Raw genomic sequence first — 23,517 nt, 5'->3', positions numbered from 1 at the left:
CCTGATAAGTATCCGGCCCGGTTCAGGATGCGGCAAGTACAATTGCCGGAAAAGCCTCTTCCAGCGGAAAGCTGAATGTAGTTTCATCTGATGTAACATTCATTTTATTAAGAGAGTCCATTACAATGATTTCAGAGGACTCATCCCAGTAACTTCCCAGAACGTCACTGACTTTATCGGAGCGGTTTCCGAATACCAATACCTTTTCATGTATTCCCTGAATCCATGACAGGTGAGAAGCATACTGCAGCCACAGAAAGGGCAGGTCATCGAGGTTGTCATATCTGATGTAGGTTGCCGCGCGCAGTTTTCCCAACAGGTATGAGGATACGCTGAGCACTCCCTGATAAGCAGAAACGCACATAAAAGAGCCTCTGTGGCCGTCTAAACCAAGCCACTTCAGACCAATTTCGAAATCGGAGTGAAGCTGACCGTCAACCTCCTCGCGGAGCATCAGCGCAAACGACGTAAGATGTTCCTTTTGACGGATTGCAAGCAGCTTGAAATCCCTGTTGCTAAGAGGAAACCATTCCGGCTCGGTCTCCTGTACACCTATTCCCTGGGTCAGGATATTGAGATGGTCATAGCGTTCATCCTCTTCTTCCTGCACAGCCTTTGGCACGATTGTCCAGCACTCGGAAGAAGGAGGCATCAGCAGGTTGGTATTTGTAACCTTATGCTGCCTGACAAGCTTATTAATGACATCTGCAAGAGTCGGAAAGGTATCACTGTCGCGTTTCAGGATTGATGCCGGAATATCAAAAGAGAAATCAATTTGCCCGATATGATCAATAAAGCCGGGGTTGTCCTGGCGGGAAACAGCATAATAAAGTTTATTTGCATCAAGTCTCAGGCCAAGATGCACATCCGTTTCCGACATGATAGCGACATTAGTTCCAGTTTGCGGCGTTTCGCAGGGTAGTTCGATCCAGAGAACCTATGGCATCATCCGAGTCCGGATCTTCGAGCAAATAAATATTTGGTCTGATGGTGTCATTCAGGGCGTATTCAAAACGATTTCCGGTACGGGGAGAGTAAATCAGCGAGTCCGGATTATATTCATGCGGAGGCCGGAACTCAAACAGTGAGTCTCCTTTCGCAACCATATCTTCATCTGTTTTAAGCCACTCTACCAGATCATCGAGCGTCTGTGGGAATTCATCCTTGTTTCGTTCATGTTCCACCAGTGCATCGCGCACGGTCATCATGCGATGGCGAACCTGTTCGGTTACCTCCCGGCGTTGTTCGACTTCTTCGAAAGGAGTAGTAATTGAGTCATACAGCACCCAGGCCAAAATAATAATAATGACGGCCAGTACTCCGCTGATGATCCTGTTTCGGGTATCTATATCCATGTTGTTACGTGCTGAAATTAAAATTGAAAATGTTCACGGAACACGGTCGATCACGAAAATACGCCCGGCCGTGAAGATATGCAACTTAACATTGTTAACTAATTTAAACGATGCAGAACGTTACTCTATTTTTGACAAAATAGCCACACCGGTATTATTATCCACTGCCGGTCACAGAGTTGAACCCGTAAACGCAGAAGCCAGCATGTTCAAAATGGATGATATTATTAAAATTATTGAGAAAATTGCCGCAGTTCCCTCTTTTTCATCGTACGAGGATCGCCTTCATCCGTTAATGAATGAGTTGCTTGAGAAGGTGCCGGGGTCTGAATTATATCATGTTCCGGATAACAACCTGGTTGCGGCCGTGCCGGGAAACCGTGATGTGAAACCGGTGGCACTGACTGCCCATCTCGACAAGATCAACCATTTTGGTGAATCCCCTCCTGACCGTTTGCCTTTTCATGATGATGGTACCAGGGTGACGGGGCAGATGGATAACACTGCAGGGCTGGCCATCTGCATTTGGCTGGCTATACTTGCTGAAAAGCGTTCATTCCCTCCGCTTTATCTGCTCTTTTCCGAAATGGAGGAGAGTTACGGACTCAAACACCATCCGCATTTGCTTAAAAACGATGGCAAAGGCCTGCACCACGGGATCGGCGCTGAGCGCATATCCCGGTTCCTGATATCAGAAAACATGCTGCCGCAAGCGGTGATCACTGTGGACACCACTCCGTTGTTCAAAGAGAAGAAAGGAGTGGCCCTGTACAGCGAACACTGGAATTTTACCGGGTGCGAACCCGGGGACCCGGAGAAAAAACGTACTGATGTCGTAAGAAACCAGCTGACCGAAATCGATCCGGATCTGTTCGTATCCAATAATACCAACGACTATCTTCACTACGGGGCAGAGCTGAACCGGGACAAGAGCGCCGGAATTCCCTCGCTGGCAATCGAACCGGCCATTTATCCCTACCATACCATAAACGAAGCGGTGCATCTGGAGGACATTGCGCGGGTCATCCGCATCCTGGAACGCTGGCTTGAACGAACTGAGTGACGGATTTTCGCGCATAATTTCGTATGTTACGGGGCATGTCTGCCGGTTCCAAAACAACCGCAACGCATTTTTAACCAATTCCGAAACTCTAAAGTCATACTGTAGACAAACATGCTTTACCAGGACAAGTTTTTTTACCTTTGCCATATTCCACTCAGTGCCGAAGGTCCGGACGATGTTGAAATTATTGACAAAGCAGGCGACTCACATGCGTTTTCTGATCTCTTCAAGAAGTACGAAGAGCTCAGGTCACATGCATTTAATGAGGACGGACTGTACAGTGTTATCAGGGCAGACAAAATCTACGTGCTGTTGCGCACTACAACCCCGGATCAGGCAAAAACCGAGGCATTTGAAGAAGCACGGCCGGGATTGGTTACCAATCTGGAACATCGCGTTATGCAGGACAAAGACAAGAATGCCGTTCAGATCCTTCGGGACGTACACGATGTCGATATCAGCATCTGATCCGGACGGTTTGATTTGCTCATAACTCCGGTTACATGGCCAGTGGGAACTCATCATCGCTAAAAGAATCACTTCTTGCGTTATCGGAAGAGATCGTTGATTTGTCTGAGAAGATGGATGCGGCCGATGCGGAGGGTGACGAAAAAAAGCTGCATCAGGCTGTGAATGAACTGCGGGCGATAGGCGACCAGCTTGTTGATTACCAGGAGCAGACAACCGGTGACGATCAGGCGTTCTGCCGCTTCATGATGGGATCGGTATGCAGCCTGCTTGGATTCTGGAGTCAGGCTGAGTCATCCTACCGCAAAGCCCTGCAATACTGGCCTGAACATGTAGGCTTGCTAAATGAACTGTTTGATGCACTGGCTGCACAGAGAAAGTATGGGGAAGCAGAATCAGTAATCCGCAGAAGCATTGACCATGGCGGGGAAACGCCGCTGATAATGCGCAATCTTGCCGCTGTGCTGGTTCATCAGAAAAAATTAAATGAGGCAAAAATTGTCATGCTGAACTGTATTGCGAAATTTCCCGATGACGAAGAAAGCAGGGTGTTTCTGAAAAAACTGGAGTCGGGCGGCAGATAAAAAGGCAATAATGCATTACGGATACAAAGTAGCATGAAATCAAAAAAAAAGCATGTAAGACTCACCCCGCGTATACGTGCCGAGATTCTCTATGAGGATAAGGATGTCATTGCCGTAAACAAGCCGGCAGGGATTCTGACAGTTCCGATTCCCGGGATGAAGTCGGCCAATCTGCAGGAGCGGCTGGATGATTACCTTCGGAAACAGAAGAAGCAGGCCTGGACGGTGCACCGCATTGACAGATTTACCAGCGGGATCGTTCTGTTTGCAAAAAACCCGCGGGCCAGGAAGGATCTGATCCGGCAGTTTCGCAACCACGAGCCGGGCAGGATATATCTGGCATTGATCCGCGGTGTGCCGGATCCGCCGGAAGGCGAGCTGGTCCATCACATGAAACGGATCAAAGAGGGGTTCCGCAATGTTATTGTTCCAAAGTCTGATCCGAAAGCAAGCGAGGCACGGCTGAAGTACCGGGTTACAGAGCGGTTCAAAAATACCAGTTTGGTGGAAGTCGCACTCGTGACCGGACTTAAAAACCAGATCCGCGTTCAGTTTGCTGAAGTGGGACACCCTACTGTAGGCGACCGGCACTATGCATCAGACGAGCAGGAAGAGAAACTTATTGACCGTCAGGCGCTGCATGCTTCGCGTCTTGAATTTGTACATCCCGGCACAAAAGAAACAGTAGTAATTACCGCACCGTGGCCTAAAGACTTTCAGCGGCTGATAGTCTATTACAGGAAGAGTTGACAGAACGATAAGTTTTTCGCTATCGTTGGAGTGTGTAACAGCCAACCGAAGTTAAAAACAAGGAGATAATTATGAGCACTGTACTGGAAAAGACGGATAAGAGCATAAATATTGGACTAACTGATGAACATCGTGAGAAGATTGCAGCGGCTTTGAATCGTCTGCTTGCCGACTCATATATGCTGTATCTGAAAACGCACAATTATCACTGGAATGTGACGGGTATGAATTTCCAGCCGCTGCATGAGTTGTTTGAGGAGCAGTATACCGAGCTCGCGGAAGCCATTGATGCCATTGCCGAGCAGATCCGGACACTGGGACATTTTGCTCCGGGTTCATTCAAAGCGTATTCCAAGATAACAAGCATCGAAGAAGAAGAGGATGTGCCAAGTGCAGAGGTCATGGTAAAAAGACTTCAGGAATCAAATGAAACTCTCATCCGCACAGCAAGAGAAGCACTGGGTCCGTGCGAAGAAGCAGGTGATGAGGCGTCTCTTGACCTGGTGACCGAGCGACTGAGAAATCACTCGAAAGTGGCATGGATGCTGCGCAGCCATCTTCAGTAAATATCTGCACAGACCGTAAGCATTGCAGTTTCAGGGCAGGCCGTTTTTTTTCACGGTTTGCCCTTTTTTTTTAACGGCGGAAATAACGTAAATTCTGAAAACAGACAAAGTTACCTTGTCCATAGGGCTTGCGGAAAAGAGATTCGTATCCATTAATTACGTAACACAGGAGAAATCATGGGCATAAACAGTGAAATGGGGGAAGTTGCAGAGATGATCGTAGAGGAAATCGTTCCCTACGGACTAAACGTATTAGGTGCTATTGTCATCCTTATTGTTGGTTGGCTTGTGGCCAGCTGGGTCAGCAAACGGGTGTTCAGAGCATGCGACAAATCGGAGCGCATAGACAACACACTTTCTCCGCTTATTGCCAAAGCAGCGAAAATTATTATTCTGTTTGCTACACTGATTGCCGTTCTCGGGCAGTTTGGCATTGAAACGGCAAGCCTTGTTGCCCTGCTTGGTGTGGCGGGACTTGCAATTGGCCTGGCTTTGCAGGGAACCCTGAGCAATGTGGCCTCCGGTGTGATGCTGCTTACCTTCCGCCCGTTTAATGTAGGTGATTTTATAGATGCCGGAGGGACGATGGGTATTGTGGATGAGATCGGCCTGTTTACGACAAAAATGCATACGCTCGACAATGTGTATCTCCTGGTTCCGAATTCGAATATTTGGGGGGCAAACATCAAAAACTTCTCAAGGAATGAGCTTCGAAGGGTCGATATGGTGTTTGGTATCAGCTATTCCGATGATATCGACAAGGCTTTTGAAATTATCCAGGAGGCACTTGATGCAGATGAGCGTGTTTTGAAAGATCCCGAGCCCCTGCTTGCGGTTGGCGAACTTGGCAACAGTTCTGTTGATCTGCTGGTCAGGCCATGGACAAAGGGACCGGACTGGTGGGCTACCAGGCTTGCACTTACCAAGGACATCAAACAGAGATTTGACAAGGGTGGGATTACCATTCCGTTCCCTCAAAGAGATGTGCATCTGTTTCAGAAAAATGGCGGGAAATAGCCGCTTTCCGTTAACCGCGGTGCCGGTCCGGGCACGACAAGCTGCATGAACATGAAGGAATGTGCAGGTGATCATCCGGCACATTGTTCGCAAATATACATAAATACATCCCAATGGAGTATTATAAAAACAAGACGGTGCTGGTCACCGGTGCGTCTTCGGGGATAGGCATATCCTTCAGCCGCCTGCTGGCATCTTACGGGGCAGATCTGGTTATAACCGCAAGAAGGAAAGATCGCCTTGAAAAACTGGCTGACGAAATAAGCAGGGAATTCAAATCAGATGTAACCATCATAGCATGTGATTTGTCTGAACCGGAGAGTGCGGCGAAGCTGGTTGAGGATATCGGTAAAAAGGGTTTGCAAATTGATATCCTTGTCAATAATGCCGGTTTCGGTTTTAACGGCTTGTTCATGGATGGCAGTGTGGAGATGTATGAGCAGATGATGCAGCTGAATATGAATACACTTGTAAGCCTTACCCGCCTGTTGCTGCCTGATATGATCCGCAGAGGGGAAGGCGGGGTGCTGAATGTGTCTTCCATGGCGGGATTTCTTCCGATTCCCTATTTCTCCGTTTACTCCGCTACCAAGCAATTTGTTATCAACTTCTCCAGGAGCCTGCGAAGGGAGCTCAGGAGTACCGGCGTTCATGTCAGCGTTTTATGTCCAGGTCCGGTCAGGACGGAGTTTATGTCCCGGGCCGGGGTTGACAGGCGAAAAACCGCATTCAGATTACCGCAGAATCCGGAGGAGGTTGCATTGAAAGGCCTGCGGGGGCTTGTCCGCAACAGATCCCTGCAATTATCACGGTCCTTTTTGCGCATACCCTATCTGCTAAGCAAGTGGCTTCCTGTGCGTCTGGGCCTTGTAATCGGGGAAGTTGCGATGAAAAAATAATTTAAAAACAAAGTCCACTTTTGAAGAACATCCGCGATATTTACTATTCCGGCTTTTTTTGTTATTCTGATATGCTGTTATTAATCACTTTTCCAAAGCTGATAAAAAACTGTAACCAGTACGGATTGAGTAATTTAGCCGGTACTGTCTCACAAGTACATGCCGATTGTAGTTTTAGAGATTTAACTATTAGTTATTAATTGTAGTTGTTCCTGATCAATGGAAAAAGAATATTCAAAGATTACCAGTGACGGCCGGATCATTCAGATAGACAATAAATACTTTGAGGGCAAGGAGTTATCAAAAGCTGACCCGGAGCACCAGGATGATGCCGTTCAATACTTCACCAGAATGTTTTCCGGTCTTGAAAAATATGTAGATGCATGCCTGCGGACTGTAACTAATATGGAAGATCCGGAACAGCGAAACAGCAAACTGCAAATTCTTCGGGAAGAAGTGAAAAATGCCAAAGCTATCGGCGACTTTGATGCATTGATGGGGAAAATTGATGAAGCATCCGGAGAGTCCCGGCCCCCGGAACAGTCAGTTTCTGATAAAGAACCGGCCGATGCCGGACGTGCTGAGCAAGTACAAGAGACCCCCGAAACCGGAGAAAGCGGGGATGACAGGGATGCTGATAAAAAAGTGCCTGATACTGAAAAAGCCGAAACTGAAAAACCTGAAAGTGAAAAGAAAGACGAAGAAAAACAGCTTAAGCCGGCTGCTGATTACCCGGAGCCGGTGTCTGAACTGGCTGAACTGACAGAAAAAGCCGAGTCATTGTCCGGGCAAAGTGACTGGCAGTTTGTGCAGCATGAACTGGATAACATTCGCTTCAAATGGGAAGAAATTCTGCAGGCGGATGAAACTCTTTCATCGGAAGACAGCTACCCCGAGTTGCTGGAACGCAGATTGGCTGCGGAAAAAGAATTTGCCAAAAGAAAGGAAGACTGGCAGAAGCAGCGCCGCGAGCGGAAGCGTCAGAATCTTGACAGACGTGCAAAAATATTGGACAAGCTTCAGGATGTTATCGATAAAAAACGGTGGCAGGCTTTCAGGGAGGTTAATAAGCTCAATAATCAATGGGAAGACATCAAGGATGTTCCCAACGACAGTGAAAGTGAGGAACAGGAGAAAAAGTTCAGAGATTTGATGAAAGAGTTCAATGACAAGAAAGTGGAGATTCTTGTCAAAAGAGCTCAAAAGGAGGAAGAAAATCTTGTCGGAAAACTCACCGTTCTCGAAAAAATGGAGCAGATAGTTTCATCTCTCGGAGAGGATTCAGAGAACTGGGAGCAGACGGATAAAGAGATGGAGGAGCTGTCACGGCAATGGAAAAAAATTGGAAGGGTTCCCGCAGAGCAGGCAGACCAGGTCTGGGAGAAGTTTAAAACCGTCAGAGATGAGTACTTCGCAAAAAAGATGAAGTACAACAAGGCCTTCCGTAAGAAAACGCAGAAAAATATACGGAAGAAAACTGCGCTTTGTGAAACCGCAGAAAAACTGCTTGAGGATGATGATCTGGCGGTGGCAGTCAGAGAAATGAACAATCTCCATAAGAAGTGGAAGCAGATCGGCCCTGTTCCCAAAGAGAAAAATGACGAGCTGTGGGAACGCTTCAATGAGGCTACGCGCAAGTTCAACGAAAGAAAAAGCCGGAATCTTGATACTATTCGTGAACAGGAGCGAGAGAATTACGAAAAGAAAGCAGCCTTATGTGAAAAAGCAGAGGAGATCAGGGACCGGACGGATTGGACCGAAGCTGCATCTGACATGCAGAAACTGATGGAGACCTGGAGGGAGACCGGACCCGTACCCAGAAGAAAGGCCCAGAAAGTGTGGAATCGTTTTAAAAAAGCGATGGACACATTTTATGAAAACAGGAATGAATTTTACAAGTCTGTTCGCGAAGAACAAAAGGCCAATCTTGAAGAGAAGCGCAAGGTTATTGATGAACTTTCCAGACTGGCCGGGTCGGAAGAGCCGGATAAAGCAGTTGATCAGTTCAAAGAGTTGCAGGAAAAATTTAAGAAAGTCGGTTTCGTGCCGTTAAGAAAGAAAAGTAAAATTGATAAAGATTATAAGGAGGTATGCGACACCTTCTATCAGCGATTGCGGGAAAAAGGAAAGGGAGCAAATGCTGAACGTGCTTCCTCTGCAGATAAATCACGGCGATCCGAGTTGTTTCGTTTGAAAAAAGAGTGCGATGAACTTCATGAGGAGATCATGAAATATAAAGATACCATGACGTTCATAAATCCGGGAGGCAAAGGCAATGTCCTGATTGATGAAATTCAGCAAAAAATTGACAAAACAGAGGAAAAACTTGAAAAAAAACAGGAAAAGCTGGAACAGTTGAGAAGGGATCAGGAGGAGTAAGATTTTACGCAACCTTGGCACTGTTCCTGTTGATAAAACAAATTTCAAATAAAAGTAAAAAAAATATAAATTGCGCCTAAATCCCTATGATCTAGGCAGATAAAAATCAGGCGATGGCTAAAGTAAAAAAAGAGGTCAAGATACTGATGATCGAAGATGATCTGACACTTTGTGATCTTGTCGGATCATTCCTTGAAAAAAAGGGGTATGTTTTTTATCAGCACAATACATTCGAGGGAGCGATAGATCGCGTAAAGCAGGTCAGGCCCGATCTGATCATCATGGATTTGCATTTTCCGGACGGCAACGGTCTTCACCTGTGCAAGACCCTGAAGGATGACAAAGACTATAACAAAATTCCCATTCTGGTACTTACCGGACGCGATTACCCTGTCGAAAAAGAAGTGGCCATGAAGTCCGGAGTGACGGATTTCTTCCACAAACCGATGGTGTACAGTAAACTCACTGAAAAAATCGATGAAATACTCGGTGAGTCCATAAAACTCACGTTCTGGGGTGTGAGAGGATCAGTTCCATGTCCGGGCGCAAAATATGCGGAATTCGGCGGCAACAGTACATGCCTTCAGGTAAAGATTCCCGGTCAGAAAAAAATGCTCATCATTGATGCCGGGACCGGCCTGCGGGTGCTTGGTGATGAAGTTGATAAAAGCGTTGAAAACTGTGAGGGCCGGATTTTCCTGACCCATGCACACTGGGACCATATTCAGGGTTTTCCGTTTTTCAAGCCGCTTTATAAAGAAGGAAACAAGTTTCAGGTTCACATGCCGCAGCAGATATCCGGTTCAACCAAGGAAGTGCTGGTTGACCAGATGTCGTACACATATTCCCCCATAACCTCTCACATGTTCAAGGCTGATCTGGAGTATCTGACCCAGACCCGGGGTTTGCAGCGCTATGACGGGTATAGTGTGGAGCATATAACGGCTAATCATCCCGTTGAAACGGCAATTTACAAGTTTGAGATTGGTAAGCGCAGTTTCGTGTTTGCACCGGATAATGAGCTGAGTACCAAAGATGAAAGCAGTTCCAAAGGGAAAAGCTATGCCTACCTGAAGCAATTTGACTCCTTTGTTTCAGGGGTGGATGTTCTTATTCACGATTCCCAGTTCGATTACGAGGAGTATCAGCATAAACAAAGATGGGGTCATTCTGCATGGGAAATCGTGGTCGAACGATCCATAAAGAATGGAGTCAAGCATTTGATCCTGACCCATTTTGGTCCGGATTTGGTTGACGATGATCTGTTTCGGATTGAGGAAGAAGCCCAGGAAATGGCCAGGGGCACTGATACGCACGTAGAACTGGCCCGGGAGGGCAAGGTATTTCGTTTTCCTGCCTGATTGCCTTCATCAGCATGCCAGGCCAGGTCGAATCAGATGAATCACCGGGTACGGGTATCCTAAAAATAATACCGGATTCCGATACCACTGTTCCCGGTAAATGATGTTTCCGGAACCAGCTCCAGTATAGGCACAATTTCCAGAAACAGCTCAAAGGGATCATTGTCAAAATGATATGCAATGCCCAGAGGAAACCGTACGCCCAGCTTGTTGTCACTGTCAAACCGAAGTCTTCCCCCTGCACCGAAGTATAAAGGCAGTTCTCCCCGATCCACTTCCAGGATGTTGAATCTGTAAAAAAGATAATCCAGGTGAAGATGAAGCTTCGGATTGTCTCTCAGGTGCCATGCGGCAGCACCCGAAAAAGCATTTGACTGTGAGACCCTGTAAGCTACACTGATGCCTGTCGGATCACCGAGTATTACACCGATACCCCTGCTCCTCTGATAATCCTGGCTGCTGGCAGGCATACTGAAAGCAGTCAGGAAAATGATAATTGCGGCAATTGATAAGACAGACTTCATAGGAACTCTCATTTTTGTCATTTTTGGCAAGGATCACCTTTCGGTATGTCGCCTGTGACCAAGATATCCAAAAAAAGTGCAGAACCGAAAGTGATTTCTGCGGGTACTGTAAAACAGAAACCCTGTTCCGGATGGGTAGTTGAATTTAAATTAGTATTATTAGATATCCCATGGCACGGCAGGAACATATCCGCCTGAATGCCGTTTTAATATAAAATGCCCCAAAAATTCAAATTGAATCAGCCAATGAAACGAATACTCTACACTCTGTTATTTGTAGTTGCCATATCTTGTGCCGCACCGGCAGAAGACCGAAATGCCGTCATACTTATTTCAATCGACGGTTTCATGCCCGAGTATCTGGATCGCACCGAAACACCCAATTTTGATCGTATGGTTGAGCGGGGTGTAAAAGCGGAACACATGATTCCCGTGTTTCCAACGTTGACATTCACCAATCACTACTCCATCGTCACCGGACTCTATCCGGAAAATCACGGGATTTTGTCAAATACAATGTATGACCCGGAATGGGATGCCACCTTCAGCCTGGGAAACCGTGAAGAACTGGTCAAGGGCCGGTGGTATGAGGGCGAGCCGCTATGGGTTACAGCCGAAAACCAGGGTGTGCGTACCGCCTCCATGTTCTGGGTCGGCAGTGAAGCCGAAATTCAAGGTGTGCGGCCGACTCGCTGGAATGATTATGACGGATCCCTGCCTCATGAACAGCGTATTGATTCGGTTATCACCTGGCTTACGCTTGATGATGAAACCCGTCCGGATTTTGTCACACTTTATTTCAGCCGTCCGGACTCCGAGGGACACAGTCATGGTCCGGACAGTGAAGAGGTTACCCGCGCCATAGCCGGCATGGACCAAGACATGGGGTATCTGATGTCCGAGCTTCAGCGTACAGGACTTGAAGAATCAACCAATATAATCATTGTGTCTGACCATGGCATGGCTGCCCAGTCCGAAGACAAGGTGATTTTTCTGGATGAAATCATAGATCTTGATGATGTGCATGTAGTCGGATGGGGACCCGTCTCGATGATTCGTCCGGATGAAGGCAAGAGGGAAACCGTTTACAATCAGTTGAAGGAAAACGAAGAAAATTACCGGGTATATTACCGTGATGAGCTGCCGGATGAGTTCCGTATCGGAAATCATCGCAGGACCCCGGAGATCATTATGGTTGCGGATTTGCCCTGGGCGATCACCAGTACGTCCTTTTTTGAGCGCAGGGGGGTACTGGCGGGGAATCATGGATGGGATCACCGTGAGCCGGAAATGCAGACCTTCTTTCTGGCGAAAGGACCGGATTTCCATGAAGCGCTGCACGTTGAACCTTTTGAACTGATTCACATCTACGAGTTGGTATGTCATATCCTGGATCTGGAGCCCGCGAATAACGACGGATCACTGGAAGAGGTCCGTCACTTTTTGCTCGAATGACAGCTTTGAGAAGCTTCAAAAGGTTATTTGGATTGAATCTGACTTATATTTCAGATAATTTGCCCTGCAATTGCCGCAAGAGTAATAATAAAGCAGTATTTGGCTGAGGTCATCAGCTCAAAACGAAATTAAGAACCAAGCCAAGGACATATCGCATGACTTACGTAGTAGCAGAACCGTGCATTAATTGCAAATATACCGATTGTGTCACAGTTTGCCCTGTTGATGCATTCAGGGAAGGTCCGAACTTCCTCACCATTCACCCTGATGACTGCATCGATTGCGACGCCTGTGTGCCTGAGTGTCCGGTAGAGGCCATCTTCCCGGACGATGAAGTTCCTGAAAAATGGGAGCACTACATCGAGCTGAACGAGCGTCTGGCCGAACTCTGGGATGACAAGGTGATCAACGAGCAGAAGGATCCTCTTCCTGATGCCGACGAGTGGGCTGAGAAAGAGAAAACTGTCGATATGATTGAGGGACAGTAGCACCGGTCACAATCATGTTGCATATATCAGGATAAACTGTGCCCAATACAGAATCCGGTGATATTTCTGACAAGCGCTTTGTCCTCAAGGGCAAGGCGCTTGCTGCTTCCGGGCTTGTCGAGGTTGATACCCCTGCAGCCATGGGTATCCTGAATGTGACCCCCGATTCTTTTTCTGACGGAGGCATTTACAGCAGAGCAGATGAAGCAGCCAGGCGCACAGAGCGCATGATCAGGGAGGGCGCGGCTATTGTGGATATCGGGGGCGAGTCTACCCGCCCGGGATCGGAACCGGTATCCGGACAAGAGGAGCTGGATCGCGTGATACCGGTGATAGGCAAGGTCGTCCGCACTTTTCCGTCAACGATGTTTTCCATCGATACGACAAAATATGAGGTGGCCCGGCGTGCTCTCGATTATGGCGTGCAGATGATCAACGACGTCAGCGGCCTTCAGAAAGAGCCCCGGCTTGCAGACCTTGCTGCTGAGTACGAAGCGATACTGGTTATCATGCACAGCCGCGGAACTCCGAAAGTTATGCAGCATAGTCCGCAGTACGGTGATGTCATTGGAGAAATTGCGGGATTTCTGAAAAAACAGGCGGAAATGGCCGGAAAGAGGGGAGTTGAGCAGGTGGTAATTGATCCGGGAATTGGCTTTGGAAAAACTGTAAATCACAATCTGCAAATCATTGCACAATTCAATACCTTTAAAGCATTGAGGTATCCGGTTTTGATCGGAGCTTCCAGGAAGTCGGTGATCGGGAAGGTTCTGGCTGATGACAGCGGTGAACGCCCGGTCGACCAGCGGCTTGCCGGGACACTGGCGCTTCATTATCATGCACTTATGCAGGGTGCTGATATACTGCGTGTGCACGATGTCCGCGAAGCCGTTGACGGCATCAACATATACAGATCGGTAAGAAACATCAGATAACCGGCTGTTGCGGCACTTCCGGGGCACTTTCAAAACCTTCTGATATCTTGTTTCCTGTTACCCGCAACCTCTCACAACAGATACCACGTTGGAAATCTTACCATTCGGATTTCTGGAATTCGGCCTGAAAGACTTCATTGAGACGCTGATAATAGCGATGGTCATCGTTTTGCTTTACCGATGGATTCGCGGGTCATTCGCCGTTCCTGTTGTGATAGGACTTGTCATCGTTTTTGCCATCAATGCTGCTGTGAGTCTGTTCGGACTTACCACAATTAATTTTATTCTGCGACGTCTGCTGGATGTCGGTATTCTTGCAGTAATTATTATTTTTCAGCCTGAGATCCGAAAACTGCTGTACAACATTGGTCAGAATACCAGTCTCTACAAATTTTTCGACCGTGGCGGATCCTATTCGGTGATTGACGAGGTAATAGAGGCGGTGAAATCTCTTTCACGTTCTAAAACCGGAGCACTGATCGTTTTTGCGAAGGGTGCGACACTGAATGATCTGGTAGACAAAGGTGTGGAACTGGATGCATCTGTAAGCAGCGAGCTGCTGCTTACCATTTTCAACCGTGGAACACCTCTGCACGATGGTGCTGTAATAATACGGGATAACAAGATTGTAGCGGCAAGCGCCTATCTCCCGATAAGTCAGAACCCCAATATTTCATCTGTTTTTGGCACGCGGCACAGAGCAGCGCTGGGAATCAGTGAAGTGAACGATGTACTGGTTATTGTGGTATCAGAGGAAACAGGGCGGGTGTCGATTGCCCAGAACGGAGCCCTGACCAGTGGCATGACCATTCAGAAACTGCGTTATGAAATGCAAAAACACCTGGGAGAGAAGTCTGATGAAGATCCGGAGATGTCCAGCTTCCGTCAGTCGGAACTGGAAAGCTCCTGACTCAGTCAGCTTGAGGAATAGCAGGGTTCAATTTTTGATCCGGCAGAACGGACTTCGCTTCGCAATGCAATCAAATGCTGCGGATGGAAAAAAATAAAAATATTGGAACGATTCGGGGAGTCCGGGAATTATTGTTTTGATAGAGTGGATTTATGCCATGTATATGAATGGTAAATTGCTCTAATTGTTACAGTATGTTCCGCATATATTATTGCATTGCAATCCTGTGCACATAAACCTATACTAATACTGCAATTTGAATATGGATATCCTTGAAGTTATAAAAATAATTCGCGCTCATGCCAAAGACGAGAAGTCTGTTGAGGCATTAAAGGATCTGTTTGAAGAAATTATTGAAGAAAGAGATCAGGCAAAGAAAGAGCTTTCACTTCTTGAAGCCGCCATCAGAAATGATTATGAATCCATCGTAATAACAGAACTTGACCTGGAAAGCCCCGGACCCAGAATTGTGTACGTTAACCAAGGGTTTGAAAAAATGACCGGATACAAAAAAGAGGAGGTCATCGGGCAGACGCCGAGAATTTTACAGGGTCCCAAGACTGATCGTGAAACGCTGGATCGTCTGAAAGATAACCTGATTGAAGGCAAGGCGTTCTTCGGACAAACCGTGAACTACCGCAAAGACGGATCTGAGTTCATCAATCAATGGGATATCCATCCTCTTGTTGATGAAGGCGGAAAAATCACCCACTGGGTTTCTTATCAGCATGATATCACCGAAAGAAAACGTGTTGAGCAGACCCTCGTGGACAGCAAAGTGGAAATGGATGATTTCTATGAGACGTCCAAACGAACTATTCTGGATATTGCCGGCGACGGTACCATCAGGTTTGCCAATAAATCTTTGCAGGAGCTGATCGGTTATGAGAAGGAAGAGCTCCAGAAAATGAAAGTCTGGGAGATAATGCCCGAAAAACACGGGGCTATTCTCAAGGAACGCTTTCAGGAGCTTTGGGATGCCAATTTTGAAACACAGTCTGACTACCGGTTTATTTTTGAGCACAAAAGCGGATTGCCGATTCAGGTGGAAGCTACCATCAAGCCGCTGGAGCTCAAAACAGAAAAAGTAATGCGGATGGAAGTCAGTAATATTTCTCTTCGCAAAAAGGTTTTGAAGACATTGTACCAGCGGAATCAGGACTTCAGCCGCATTTTCAACACCAAAAGCGATTTCAAATACGGTCTCAGTTTCAGCGAAGCTGGGGCGCCGGAGTTCCGCTGGTTGTCAGAAGATCTGGAGAATATCACCGGTTATGATCCGTCAGAGTGCGAAGGGCACGAAGGATGGAAGAAGCTGGTTCATCCAGATGATCAGGCCAAAGCGGTTGAGCATTTGAAGAAAGTGATTGACGGGCGGTCAATGTGTACCGAATACCGGCTGGTCAGTAAGAACGGAGCAGAAATTCCTGTAATGGACTATGCCAAACCTGTTGAGATCAATACTTTTGATATCAAAGGGGCCGTAGCTCTTGTGAAAAAGGGACAGGAAGAGAGTGCCGGGAATGGTCGTTCCTGATTAACGTATTCAGGAACCCGTCTGCCTGCCTGCTTTCCGCATGCCTGATTAAAATCTGCAACCGGAAGCTGCGTGCTGCAACAGGCTTGAGGCTTATTTTCTGCTGTCCCAGACTATTTCCGATGTGTGCCGGCTTTCTCTGCCGGTACCGTCGGATATCTGATGCCGGCAGGAAAAGCCGTGAGAGCAGATGATACCATTATCATTGATTTTCCTGATCTGAGGAAAGAGTGTCAGCTCACCGATATCCATGGACACTTTGTAGTTTTTTTCCTCATAGCCAAAACTGCCGGCCATTCCGCAGCAGCCGGTTTTCATTTCGACAGGAAGATAATTGGCTCGTTTCAGCGCCTCCAGAACCGGACTGTTTCCGACCAGGGCCTTGGAATGACAATGTCCGTGAACATGTACTTGCTGACCGACACCATTAAAGCAATCAGAAAACCGGTCTTCATCAATTTCGTCAGTCAGAAACTCCTCAAACATGAAAGATGCGGCGGCTACATTTCTGGCATCCTCAAGCTGATCATCGTCACACAGATCAAGGAACTCGTCCCGGAAAGTAAGGATTTCGCTGGGTTCAAGTCCGACAAGCCGGAAATCCGAATCAACGTACGGCTTCATTTTTTTAATATTTGTTTGGGCGATCGTTTTTGCCTTGTCTAATATGCCACGCGACAGGTGTGTCCGGCCGCTTTCAAGCGGACCAACCACATGGACATGGCACCCCAGTCGCTCAAGCACAAGCAAAGCCGCTTTTGCTACAGATGGCTCGTGATAATCGGTAAACCAGTCCACAACCAGTACTACTTTTTTTGTGTTTTCATCTGCAGGGCGCATTTTATTAGACCGCCGGAATTTCTTGTACCAGCTCATGAAGGTCTGAGAGGCAAAATCCGGCAGCTTGCGTTCCGGATGGACATTCAGCAGATACTGATAGATGCCTTTTACGGGCGCAAGGCTGTTGATGTAATTGACAAGCGGAGCAAATGTGCCGGCAAGAGGATAAAGCAGGGCGGCATTCCCAAAAAATTGCGAGCTGAGCGAGGTGCCGTTTTTTTGATGCCAGCCGTGGGTAAACTCGGCTTTCATTTTGGCCATGTCCACATTTGCCGGGCACTCTGTTTTGCACGCTTTGCAGCTCAGGCACAAATCGAGGGCATCCTTGATTTCCTGAGCTGTAAATCCATCCTGCTGGCGGTTTGAGAAAATCTGGCGAAATACATTGGCGCGGCCGCGGGTACTGTCCTTTTCCTCAAGCGTGGCCATGTAGGAAGGGCACATGGTACCGCCGCTTTCTGCTTTTTTCCGGCATACACCGGCACCATTGCACAACTCCAGTGCCTCTCCGAATCCGTTTTCAGCGCGCCACTTGAATACGGTATCCACCTTAATTTCCGGATATTCCGGAGAATAGCGGAGGTCTGTGTCCATCGGCTCAGGATCTATAATTTTGCCCCGGTTCAGCAGGTTGTCCGGATCCCAAAGTGTTTTGACTCTGCGCAGCAGCTGCATGATTTCCGGTCCCACCATGTGTTCGATAAGATGTGACCGAAGCCGGCCGTCACCGTGTTCACCGGAAAGAGAGCCGCGGTATTTGGCGACCAGATCGGCAACTTCTTCCGCAATCGCCTTCATTTTATCGATGCCTTCCTGTGTCTTGACATTGAGAATGGGTCGCAGATGCAGTTCACCTACGGAAGCGTGGGCGTAGTAGACGCTTTCGGTGTCATGCTTTTTCAGAATTTTCTGAAAGTCGGCGATGTAGTCAGGAAGATCTTCCACCCTTACCGCAGTGTCATCAACAAATTCGGGTGATTTTGAGTCGGAAAGATAGCCCATGAGCAGACCAAGTCCGGCTTTTCTCAAATTCCACACGCGAGCCTGTTCATCCGGCTGCTCCATGATACTGTGTGCATAGCCATGCTTCTTTTCCTTCAGCCGGTCTTTGAGACTGTTTGCCCGATCGCGAAGCTCATCCATGTCATCACCCTGAAACTCTATAATCAACAGCGCCTTGGGATCGCCTTCCAGGAAGAAGCGGTTTCGGTTCTGTTCGACATTGCCTTTCGTAGCATCCAGGATGAACTGATCGACCAGTTCCACTGCAGCGGGATCGAATGCAACGGCTTCGACGGTGCTGCGCAGGGCCTCGTGAAGTGATTCAAACTGAGGAATGAGCAGCAGTTTGTGCTTCTCCAGCTTTTCGAGGCGCACGACCGCTTCGTTAAACAACGCAAGTGTACCCTCGCTCCCGCACAGCATTTCACACATATTGAACGGACGTCCGCCGGGTGTAATCGGATGCATTTCGCACAATTTATCCAGCGCATATCCGGTATTGCGGCGTTTTACCTCCGGGTGGGGATACTTTTCGAGGATGAGATCCCTGTTATCTTTCAGCAGGGAAATCATCTCACGGTAAATTTTACCCTCGAAAGTGTCCGACTCCATTTTTTGATGCAACTTATCTTCGTCAAGCGGTTTGAAAGTGGCGCGGCTTCCGTCGCTTAAAATGACATCAAGTTCAATGACATGCTCTCTTGTCGTTCCGTATTTGATGGAGTAGGAGCCGCAGGAGTTATTGGCGATCATGCCGCCAAGCATACACCGGTCGGTCGTGGAAGTGTCCGGACCAAAGAGCAGTCCGTGTTTGCCGGCTTCCCGGTTCAGCTGATCCCGGATGACTCCCGGCTGAACCCTGGCGGTGCGGTTGTCCGCATCAATATCCAGTATGTGGTGCATGTGACGGGAAATATCGGCAACAATTCCATCACCGGTAGTCTGACCTGCCAGGCTGGTACCGGCAGCACGCATGGTGACAGATAGATTCTTACTTCGTGCCTGATCCAGAAGCTGTATCAGGTCTTCAGGCGATTTTGGAAACGTAACTGCTGAAGGCAGCTCCTGATACAGGGAAGCGTCACTCGAGTAAAGCTGGCGTGTAAGAGTATCGGTATAAAATGTCAGGGGAGAAGGCGAGTGAGCCGTTTTCGAAGCAGAGGTAGACATAAAAAAATGATGTTTTTCAGGCGATCGTAATCAATTGCAAATTCTGAAATAATTTTCTGTCCCGTAATAATTGACAGGGTGTTGATATTCCTGCAGTTGTGAGCAGGGGTCAGATATACAGGTGCATATATTGGTAAAACTGTGGAAAGATACAAATTCAGGCAGTAATTCAACAGGTAAGAAACGTATGTCTGACAGGTGGCGGTTGCTATCAATACAGAATTGAATTACAGTAACGATCCGGAAATGATTGCAAAATGGGTTCAGATATGGTAAAAGAAATGCCGTGCAATCATCCGGCATGCATGTTCCGGATGTGAAAACAAGGGCAAAATTTTTGCATTTTGAGGTTTTTTGCAAGGATTTGTTCGTTTTTATGATTAAAAACAGAACGACATGATACTGTCAGATTCAACAATAACTGACTTTTTTATTTAGAAAAGCGGTTGCATTTATTAAGTTATTTTTCACATCTTTGTTGCAAATACTTACAGCCGGCAAATACATTTGAGTCGCATTTAATTATTGAATATCACTAACACAGGATAAATACCATGAAAGAATACGTCGTAGGGATAGATATTGGCGGTACGTTCACCAAATTTGGCTTTGTAGACAGAGATGGAAAAATATTTGAAGAGGGCTCCTCGCCAAGTGACAAATTTGACAAAATCGAGGATTACCTGGCAAATCTGTTCAAGGATATCAAGGAGCGTGAAAAAAACCTGGAGGCCCCCTGCAAGGTTATTGGTGTCGGAATCGGAGCTCCTAACGGAAACTTTTACCGCGGAACCATTGAGAATGCTCCGAACCTGAACTGGAAGGGCATCATTCCGCTGGCTGAGATGGTTAACAAATACTACGACGTTCCTGTGCGTCTTACCAATGATGCCAACGCAGCGGCACTCGGGGAAAAAGTTTACGGTGGTGCACAAGGCATCGACAATTTTATCATGATCACTCTGGGAACCGGCTTGGGAAGCGGAATTATTGTCAATGGTGATCTGGTCTACGGACATGACGGGTTTGCAGGTGAGCTTGGACATACCAATGTTGAAGTGGATGGCCGGCAGTGTGGCTGCGGAAACAAAGGATGCCTGGAAACCTATGTCTCGGCGCCCGGCATCAAGCGAACAGTGTTTGAGCTCCTTGCTCATGACAGCAGGGGATCCAATCTGGTAAAGTATTCATTCGATGAGATGGATTCGGAGCTGATATACAATGAAGCAAAAAAAGATGACCCGGTCGCTCTCAAAGCCTTTGAGATCACAGGGAAAATTCTTGGCAGAAAACTTGCCGATTCCGTTGCCCATACCAGTCCGAAGGCAATCTTCCTGTTTGGGGGTCTTGCCAAATCCGGTGACTACATTCTGAAGCCCACGAAGAAATATCTCGAAGAATTTGTAATGGGTCCGTTTAAGGGTAAGGTTGATGTCAAGCCATCTCAGCTTATGGACCGGAATGTCGCCGTGCTGGGATCAAGTTCACTTATCTGGAAAGATGTCAAGTAGCAGAAAGTATGCAGCTCAGTCAGCAGAAGGGGATTATCATCAATAAGGTCAATTATTAATCAAATCATAAATCATGTCAAACAATCTGGACAGTAAAACCATGAAAGTGGGAATGGTATTCATTTCCATGGTCTTCTTCATTTTCGGGTTTGTCACTACGTTTATTATTACGCTGAGTGACCCCGTAATGGAAGCATTTGACCTGAGTTATACCGAGGCATTTCTGGTTAACTCAGCTTTTTTTATTTCATATGCCGTTTTTTCAATACCAGCAGGCTGGGTAGTCAAGACGATTGGATACAAAAACTCCATTGTTGCAGGACTGCTCATTTATGCGGTGGCCGGATTCCTGTTTTATCCTGCAATCGGACTGGAATCCTACCCTTTCTTCCTGGGTGCCATTTTCATTCTTTCACTGGGAACAGTTCTGCTTCAGACTGCTGCCAACCCGTATGTGACAGAGCTTGGTCCGTCGGAAACAGCTTCCGGCCGACTGAATCTCACCCAGTCACTGAACTCAATTGCAACCTGGCTGGCGCCGCTTTTCATTGTAGCGCTTATCATACCTGCCGAAGCTATTGACGGTGCGGTCGAGGAAGTCATTGCAGAAGCTGCGGTTCAGCCGGGTGATTTGCTGCTTCCTTTTCTGATTATCGGAGGGGTAACCCTGGTTATCGGTATTGCCGTAGCATGGATCCGGCTGCCGAATCTCAGCCAGGAAGGTGAAGGCAATTTCTCCAGTACCTTCAAGTACAGACACATGCTCTTTGGCGCTTTCGGGATCTTCTGTTATGTGGGAGCCGAAGTGAGTATCGGAACCGCCATATCATCCTATATAGTGCAGCCGGACCTTGGCGGAGGCATCAGCCGGTCTCTTGCAATTCAGTTCGTAGGACTCTACTGGGCAGGTGCCATGATCGGCCGTCTGTTCGGGGCCATTTCGATGTCCGATATAAAGAACAAGCAAACCAAGATGCTGATGGTTCTCGGTGTCCTGGTCTGGGCATTCATTGTAAGTTTCTATACGCTTGACTGGAACCTGCAGATGGCGATGGTATTTCTTGGATTTGCCGTCCTTAATTATGGACTGATGCAACTTGGTGTTGGCAATGCCAACCGGATCCTTGCTATCTTTGCCATTGTAGCAATGGTTCTGGCAATAACTTCCATGCTGTCTACAGGACGTTTGGCGCTGTGGACGATTGTGACCATTGGTCTGTTCAACTCAATCATGTTCCCGAATATCTTTTCTCTTGCAGTTAAAGGACTGGACAGGAGCGAAGTCAGTCTGGCATCGGGTATCATCAATACCATGATTGTAGGTGGCGCGATAGTCCCGGTTGTAACAGGAGCCGTTGCGGATCTTTACAATATTGAAGTGGCATTCATCGTACCTGTTATCTGCTACGCTTATATCCTGTTCTTCGCATTGGTCGGAAGCAAGATCAAACCCAAGGAGGGTGCTGCCGCAGCTCCGTCACCAACAATGGGTGCTGATCCATCTCATAAAGAGTAATGAGCAATGATCAGGCATGAGGTGAACCGGATTGGTTCATCATCATGAATCAGACAATGCCAAAGGCCGTTTCCCTTTGATCCGGAAGGGAGGCGGCCTTTGCTTTATTTGATCGAAATGCTGTCCAGGACCTGCCAGGCGTCAGGTCCGTATTCAAACAATACATCAAGCAGGCCGCATCCGGGTACAAAACCGGGGAAGTGCTGGCGGTATTCCGGGATCCAAAACTCCGTACCGGCCGCATCGGGGTGCGGCTTCTGGTAGTTGCGGCTCCGGGGCTCCTGCCAAACGACGGGATCCTGCAAGTCAGTGTGTCCGGAAAGCATCCGGCCAGGTGTTTCTGCCGGGGAATCCGTTTCAGCTGACTCCGGACAGTTGCTTTTCAGCTCACTCATCCAGTCAAAGGAAATAGAACATTCCAGGTAGGTGAACTGCCGCTCCATCATGTGCCGGACCGCATCCAGCAGCATCTCACACTCCGATGCTGCCTCCAGATCCGCGCGGATTTCCGGCTCGTAGTAATCAAAATAGAGGCTGTTGCGATAATTGAATTCAAGGGCCTGCCAGTGATGCTTCAGCCATGGGCGGCCATGGTCGATTCTTACCTGATTGACGGGCTTTCGGCGATCTTCGGTTGCAACCGGTATGGTGAGCCACTGGTGTCCGTCAGGGGTGCGGATTTTCGTTCGGTGAACCCGGCTTTTTCTTGAAAACGGATGTTCATCATCCAGAATTATATGACCGGCCAGCAGGGCGCGGGCCAGCCACTCCAGATCCGGAGAATATCCCGGCAGCAAAAGCGCCACCGCTGCCGGTCTGGAGCTGCCGCTTCCGGAATCGGGTGTCATGGATGGCATTTTTTCCAGTTTGACGTTATCAGCCTGTCCGGCCTGTATGTTTATACGCAACAAGCGAGGGGCAAAAAGCCTGTTGCCCCATCATTGCCGGCAAAATGAACATTCCGATATATTGAATCGCAAACCGAAAATATCGCAGTACGCATTAAGAAAAAAGTTGAGTTTCATGCAAGAGCAGAGGGGAGTGACCCGGTTTCATAAAAAAAGCAAAATTTGCCGGTGTTTATTCTCACGGATGAAAAGCAGGTACAATACTTGTACCTTTGGGTAAATAAAGATGAAGTTCAGAAATGATATGTACCCGATTGTGTCACCGGGAGAAACGCGGCT

Annotated in this window: 21 protein-coding genes; 16 read left to right on the top strand and 5 right to left on the bottom strand. The window is 47.7% G+C overall.

The annotated features are described in order from the left end of the window. Positions 1 to 22: 22 nt before the first annotated feature. Both NATSA_RS09065 and NATSA_RS09060 read right to left on the bottom strand, forming a co-directional pair. A complete protein-coding gene (locus tag NATSA_RS09065) occupies positions 23 to 880 on the bottom strand; it encodes a hypothetical protein (RefSeq protein ID WP_210511864.1) in 858 nt (285 codons plus the stop codon). 10 nt (positions 881 to 890) lie between these two features. Next, the gene (locus NATSA_RS09060) at positions 891 to 1,355 is read right to left on the bottom strand and encodes a hypothetical protein (protein WP_210511862.1); all 465 of its coding nucleotides are present in this window, start codon (positions 1,353 to 1,355) and stop codon (positions 891 to 893) included. A gap of 214 nt (positions 1,356 to 1,569) precedes the next feature. Here NATSA_RS09060 and NATSA_RS09055 point away from each other — a divergent pair, with 214 nt between their 5' ends. From NATSA_RS09055 to NATSA_RS09015, 9 genes are all read left to right on the top strand, one after another. Further along, positions 1,570 to 2,418 carry a zinc-binding metallopeptidase family protein gene (locus NATSA_RS09055; RefSeq protein ID WP_210511860.1) on the top strand — a complete coding sequence of 283 codons (849 nt, stop codon included), beginning with the start codon at positions 1,570 to 1,572 and terminating at the stop codon, positions 2,416 to 2,418. A gap of 111 nt (positions 2,419 to 2,529) precedes the next feature. Continuing rightward, on the top strand, positions 2,530 to 2,886 hold the full coding sequence (locus tag NATSA_RS09050) for a hypothetical protein (RefSeq protein WP_210511858.1): 357 nt from the start codon (positions 2,530 to 2,532) through the stop codon (positions 2,884 to 2,886). Positions 2,887 to 2,921: 35 nt separating this feature from the next. Continuing rightward, a complete protein-coding gene (locus tag NATSA_RS09045) occupies positions 2,922 to 3,470 on the top strand; it encodes a tetratricopeptide repeat protein (RefSeq protein WP_210511856.1) in 549 nt (182 codons plus the stop codon). Between the two features lie 33 nt (positions 3,471 to 3,503). Beyond that, complete coding sequence (locus tag NATSA_RS09040) at positions 3,504 to 4,220, top strand: RluA family pseudouridine synthase (RefSeq protein WP_210511855.1); 717 nt, start codon at positions 3,504 to 3,506, stop codon at positions 4,218 to 4,220. 71 nt (positions 4,221 to 4,291) lie between these two features. Then, positions 4,292 to 4,786: a Dps family protein gene (locus NATSA_RS09035; RefSeq protein WP_210511854.1), complete on the top strand. Its 495-nt coding sequence runs from the start codon at positions 4,292 to 4,294 to the stop codon at positions 4,784 to 4,786. A 177-nt stretch (positions 4,787 to 4,963) separates the two neighbouring features. Further along, complete coding sequence (locus tag NATSA_RS09030) at positions 4,964 to 5,803, top strand: mechanosensitive ion channel family protein (protein ID WP_210511853.1); 840 nt, start codon at positions 4,964 to 4,966, stop codon at positions 5,801 to 5,803. 113 nt (positions 5,804 to 5,916) lie between these two features. Continuing rightward, complete coding sequence (locus NATSA_RS09025) at positions 5,917 to 6,702, top strand: SDR family NAD(P)-dependent oxidoreductase (protein WP_210511851.1); 786 nt, start codon at positions 5,917 to 5,919, stop codon at positions 6,700 to 6,702. A 219-nt stretch (positions 6,703 to 6,921) separates the two neighbouring features. Further along, complete coding sequence (locus tag NATSA_RS09020; protein WP_210511849.1) at positions 6,922 to 9,081, top strand: DUF349 domain-containing protein; 2,160 nt, start codon at positions 6,922 to 6,924, stop codon at positions 9,079 to 9,081. A 113-nt stretch (positions 9,082 to 9,194) separates the two neighbouring features. After that, on the top strand, positions 9,195 to 10,442 hold the full coding sequence (locus tag NATSA_RS09015) for a response regulator (protein ID WP_210511847.1): 1,248 nt from the start codon (positions 9,195 to 9,197) through the stop codon (positions 10,440 to 10,442). A 59-nt stretch (positions 10,443 to 10,501) separates the two neighbouring features. Here the strand turns inward: NATSA_RS09015 and NATSA_RS09010 are convergent, their stop codons facing one another. Next, entirely contained in the window at positions 10,502 to 10,966 is a 465-nt protein-coding gene (locus tag NATSA_RS09010) for a BAPKO_0422 family outer member beta-barrel protein (protein ID WP_210511845.1), read from the bottom strand. A gap of 246 nt (positions 10,967 to 11,212) precedes the next feature. Between NATSA_RS09010 and NATSA_RS09005 the strand changes: the two genes are divergently transcribed. The 5 genes from NATSA_RS09005 (at position 11,213) to NATSA_RS08985 (ending at position 16,291) form a co-directional block, all read left to right on the top strand. After that, a complete protein-coding gene (locus NATSA_RS09005; RefSeq protein ID WP_210511843.1) occupies positions 11,213 to 12,421 on the top strand; it encodes an alkaline phosphatase family protein in 1,209 nt (402 codons plus the stop codon). A 155-nt stretch (positions 12,422 to 12,576) separates the two neighbouring features. Next, positions 12,577 to 12,909 carry a ferredoxin FdxA gene (gene fdxA, locus NATSA_RS09000; RefSeq protein ID WP_210511841.1) on the top strand — a complete coding sequence of 111 codons (333 nt, stop codon included), beginning with the start codon at positions 12,577 to 12,579 and terminating at the stop codon, positions 12,907 to 12,909. A 38-nt stretch (positions 12,910 to 12,947) separates the two neighbouring features. After that, positions 12,948 to 13,844 carry a dihydropteroate synthase gene (gene folP, locus NATSA_RS08995; protein ID WP_336244701.1) on the top strand — a complete coding sequence of 299 codons (897 nt, stop codon included), beginning with the start codon at positions 12,948 to 12,950 and terminating at the stop codon, positions 13,842 to 13,844. 88 nt (positions 13,845 to 13,932) lie between these two features. Beyond that, positions 13,933 to 14,754, top strand: coding sequence for a diadenylate cyclase CdaA (cdaA, locus tag NATSA_RS08990; protein WP_246481766.1), 822 nt, complete (start codon positions 13,933 to 13,935; stop codon positions 14,752 to 14,754). Between the two features lie 262 nt (positions 14,755 to 15,016). Next, entirely contained in the window at positions 15,017 to 16,291 is a 1,275-nt protein-coding gene (locus NATSA_RS08985; RefSeq protein WP_210511839.1) for a PAS domain-containing protein, read from the top strand. A gap of 93 nt (positions 16,292 to 16,384) precedes the next feature. Here the strand turns inward: NATSA_RS08985 and NATSA_RS08980 are convergent, their stop codons facing one another. Next, positions 16,385 to 19,303 carry an FAD-binding and (Fe-S)-binding domain-containing protein gene (locus NATSA_RS08980; protein ID WP_246481765.1) on the bottom strand — a complete coding sequence of 973 codons (2,919 nt, stop codon included), beginning with the start codon at positions 19,301 to 19,303 and terminating at the stop codon, positions 16,385 to 16,387. 554 nt (positions 19,304 to 19,857) lie between these two features. Here NATSA_RS08980 and NATSA_RS08975 point away from each other — a divergent pair. Continuing rightward, complete coding sequence (locus tag NATSA_RS08975) at positions 19,858 to 20,814, top strand: ROK family protein (protein ID WP_210511837.1); 957 nt, start codon at positions 19,858 to 19,860, stop codon at positions 20,812 to 20,814. 73 nt (positions 20,815 to 20,887) lie between these two features. Then, positions 20,888 to 22,330 carry a sugar MFS transporter gene (locus tag NATSA_RS08970; protein WP_210511835.1) on the top strand — a complete coding sequence of 481 codons (1,443 nt, stop codon included), beginning with the start codon at positions 20,888 to 20,890 and terminating at the stop codon, positions 22,328 to 22,330. A 104-nt stretch (positions 22,331 to 22,434) separates the two neighbouring features. Here the strand turns inward: NATSA_RS08970 and NATSA_RS08965 are convergent, their stop codons facing one another. Further along, on the bottom strand, positions 22,435 to 23,187 hold the full coding sequence (locus NATSA_RS08965) for a WbqC family protein (RefSeq protein WP_210511833.1): 753 nt from the start codon (positions 23,185 to 23,187) through the stop codon (positions 22,435 to 22,437). Between the last annotated feature and the right edge of the window lie 330 nt (positions 23,188 to 23,517).

The sequence above is a fragment of the Natronogracilivirga saccharolytica genome (assembly GCF_017921895.1).
GTDB lineage: Bacteria > Bacteroidota > Rhodothermia > Balneolales > Natronogracilivirgulaceae > Natronogracilivirga > Natronogracilivirga saccharolytica.
The sequence above is the reverse complement of the archived record's forward strand: the minus strand, read 5'-3'. Positions and strand labels throughout refer to the sequence as shown.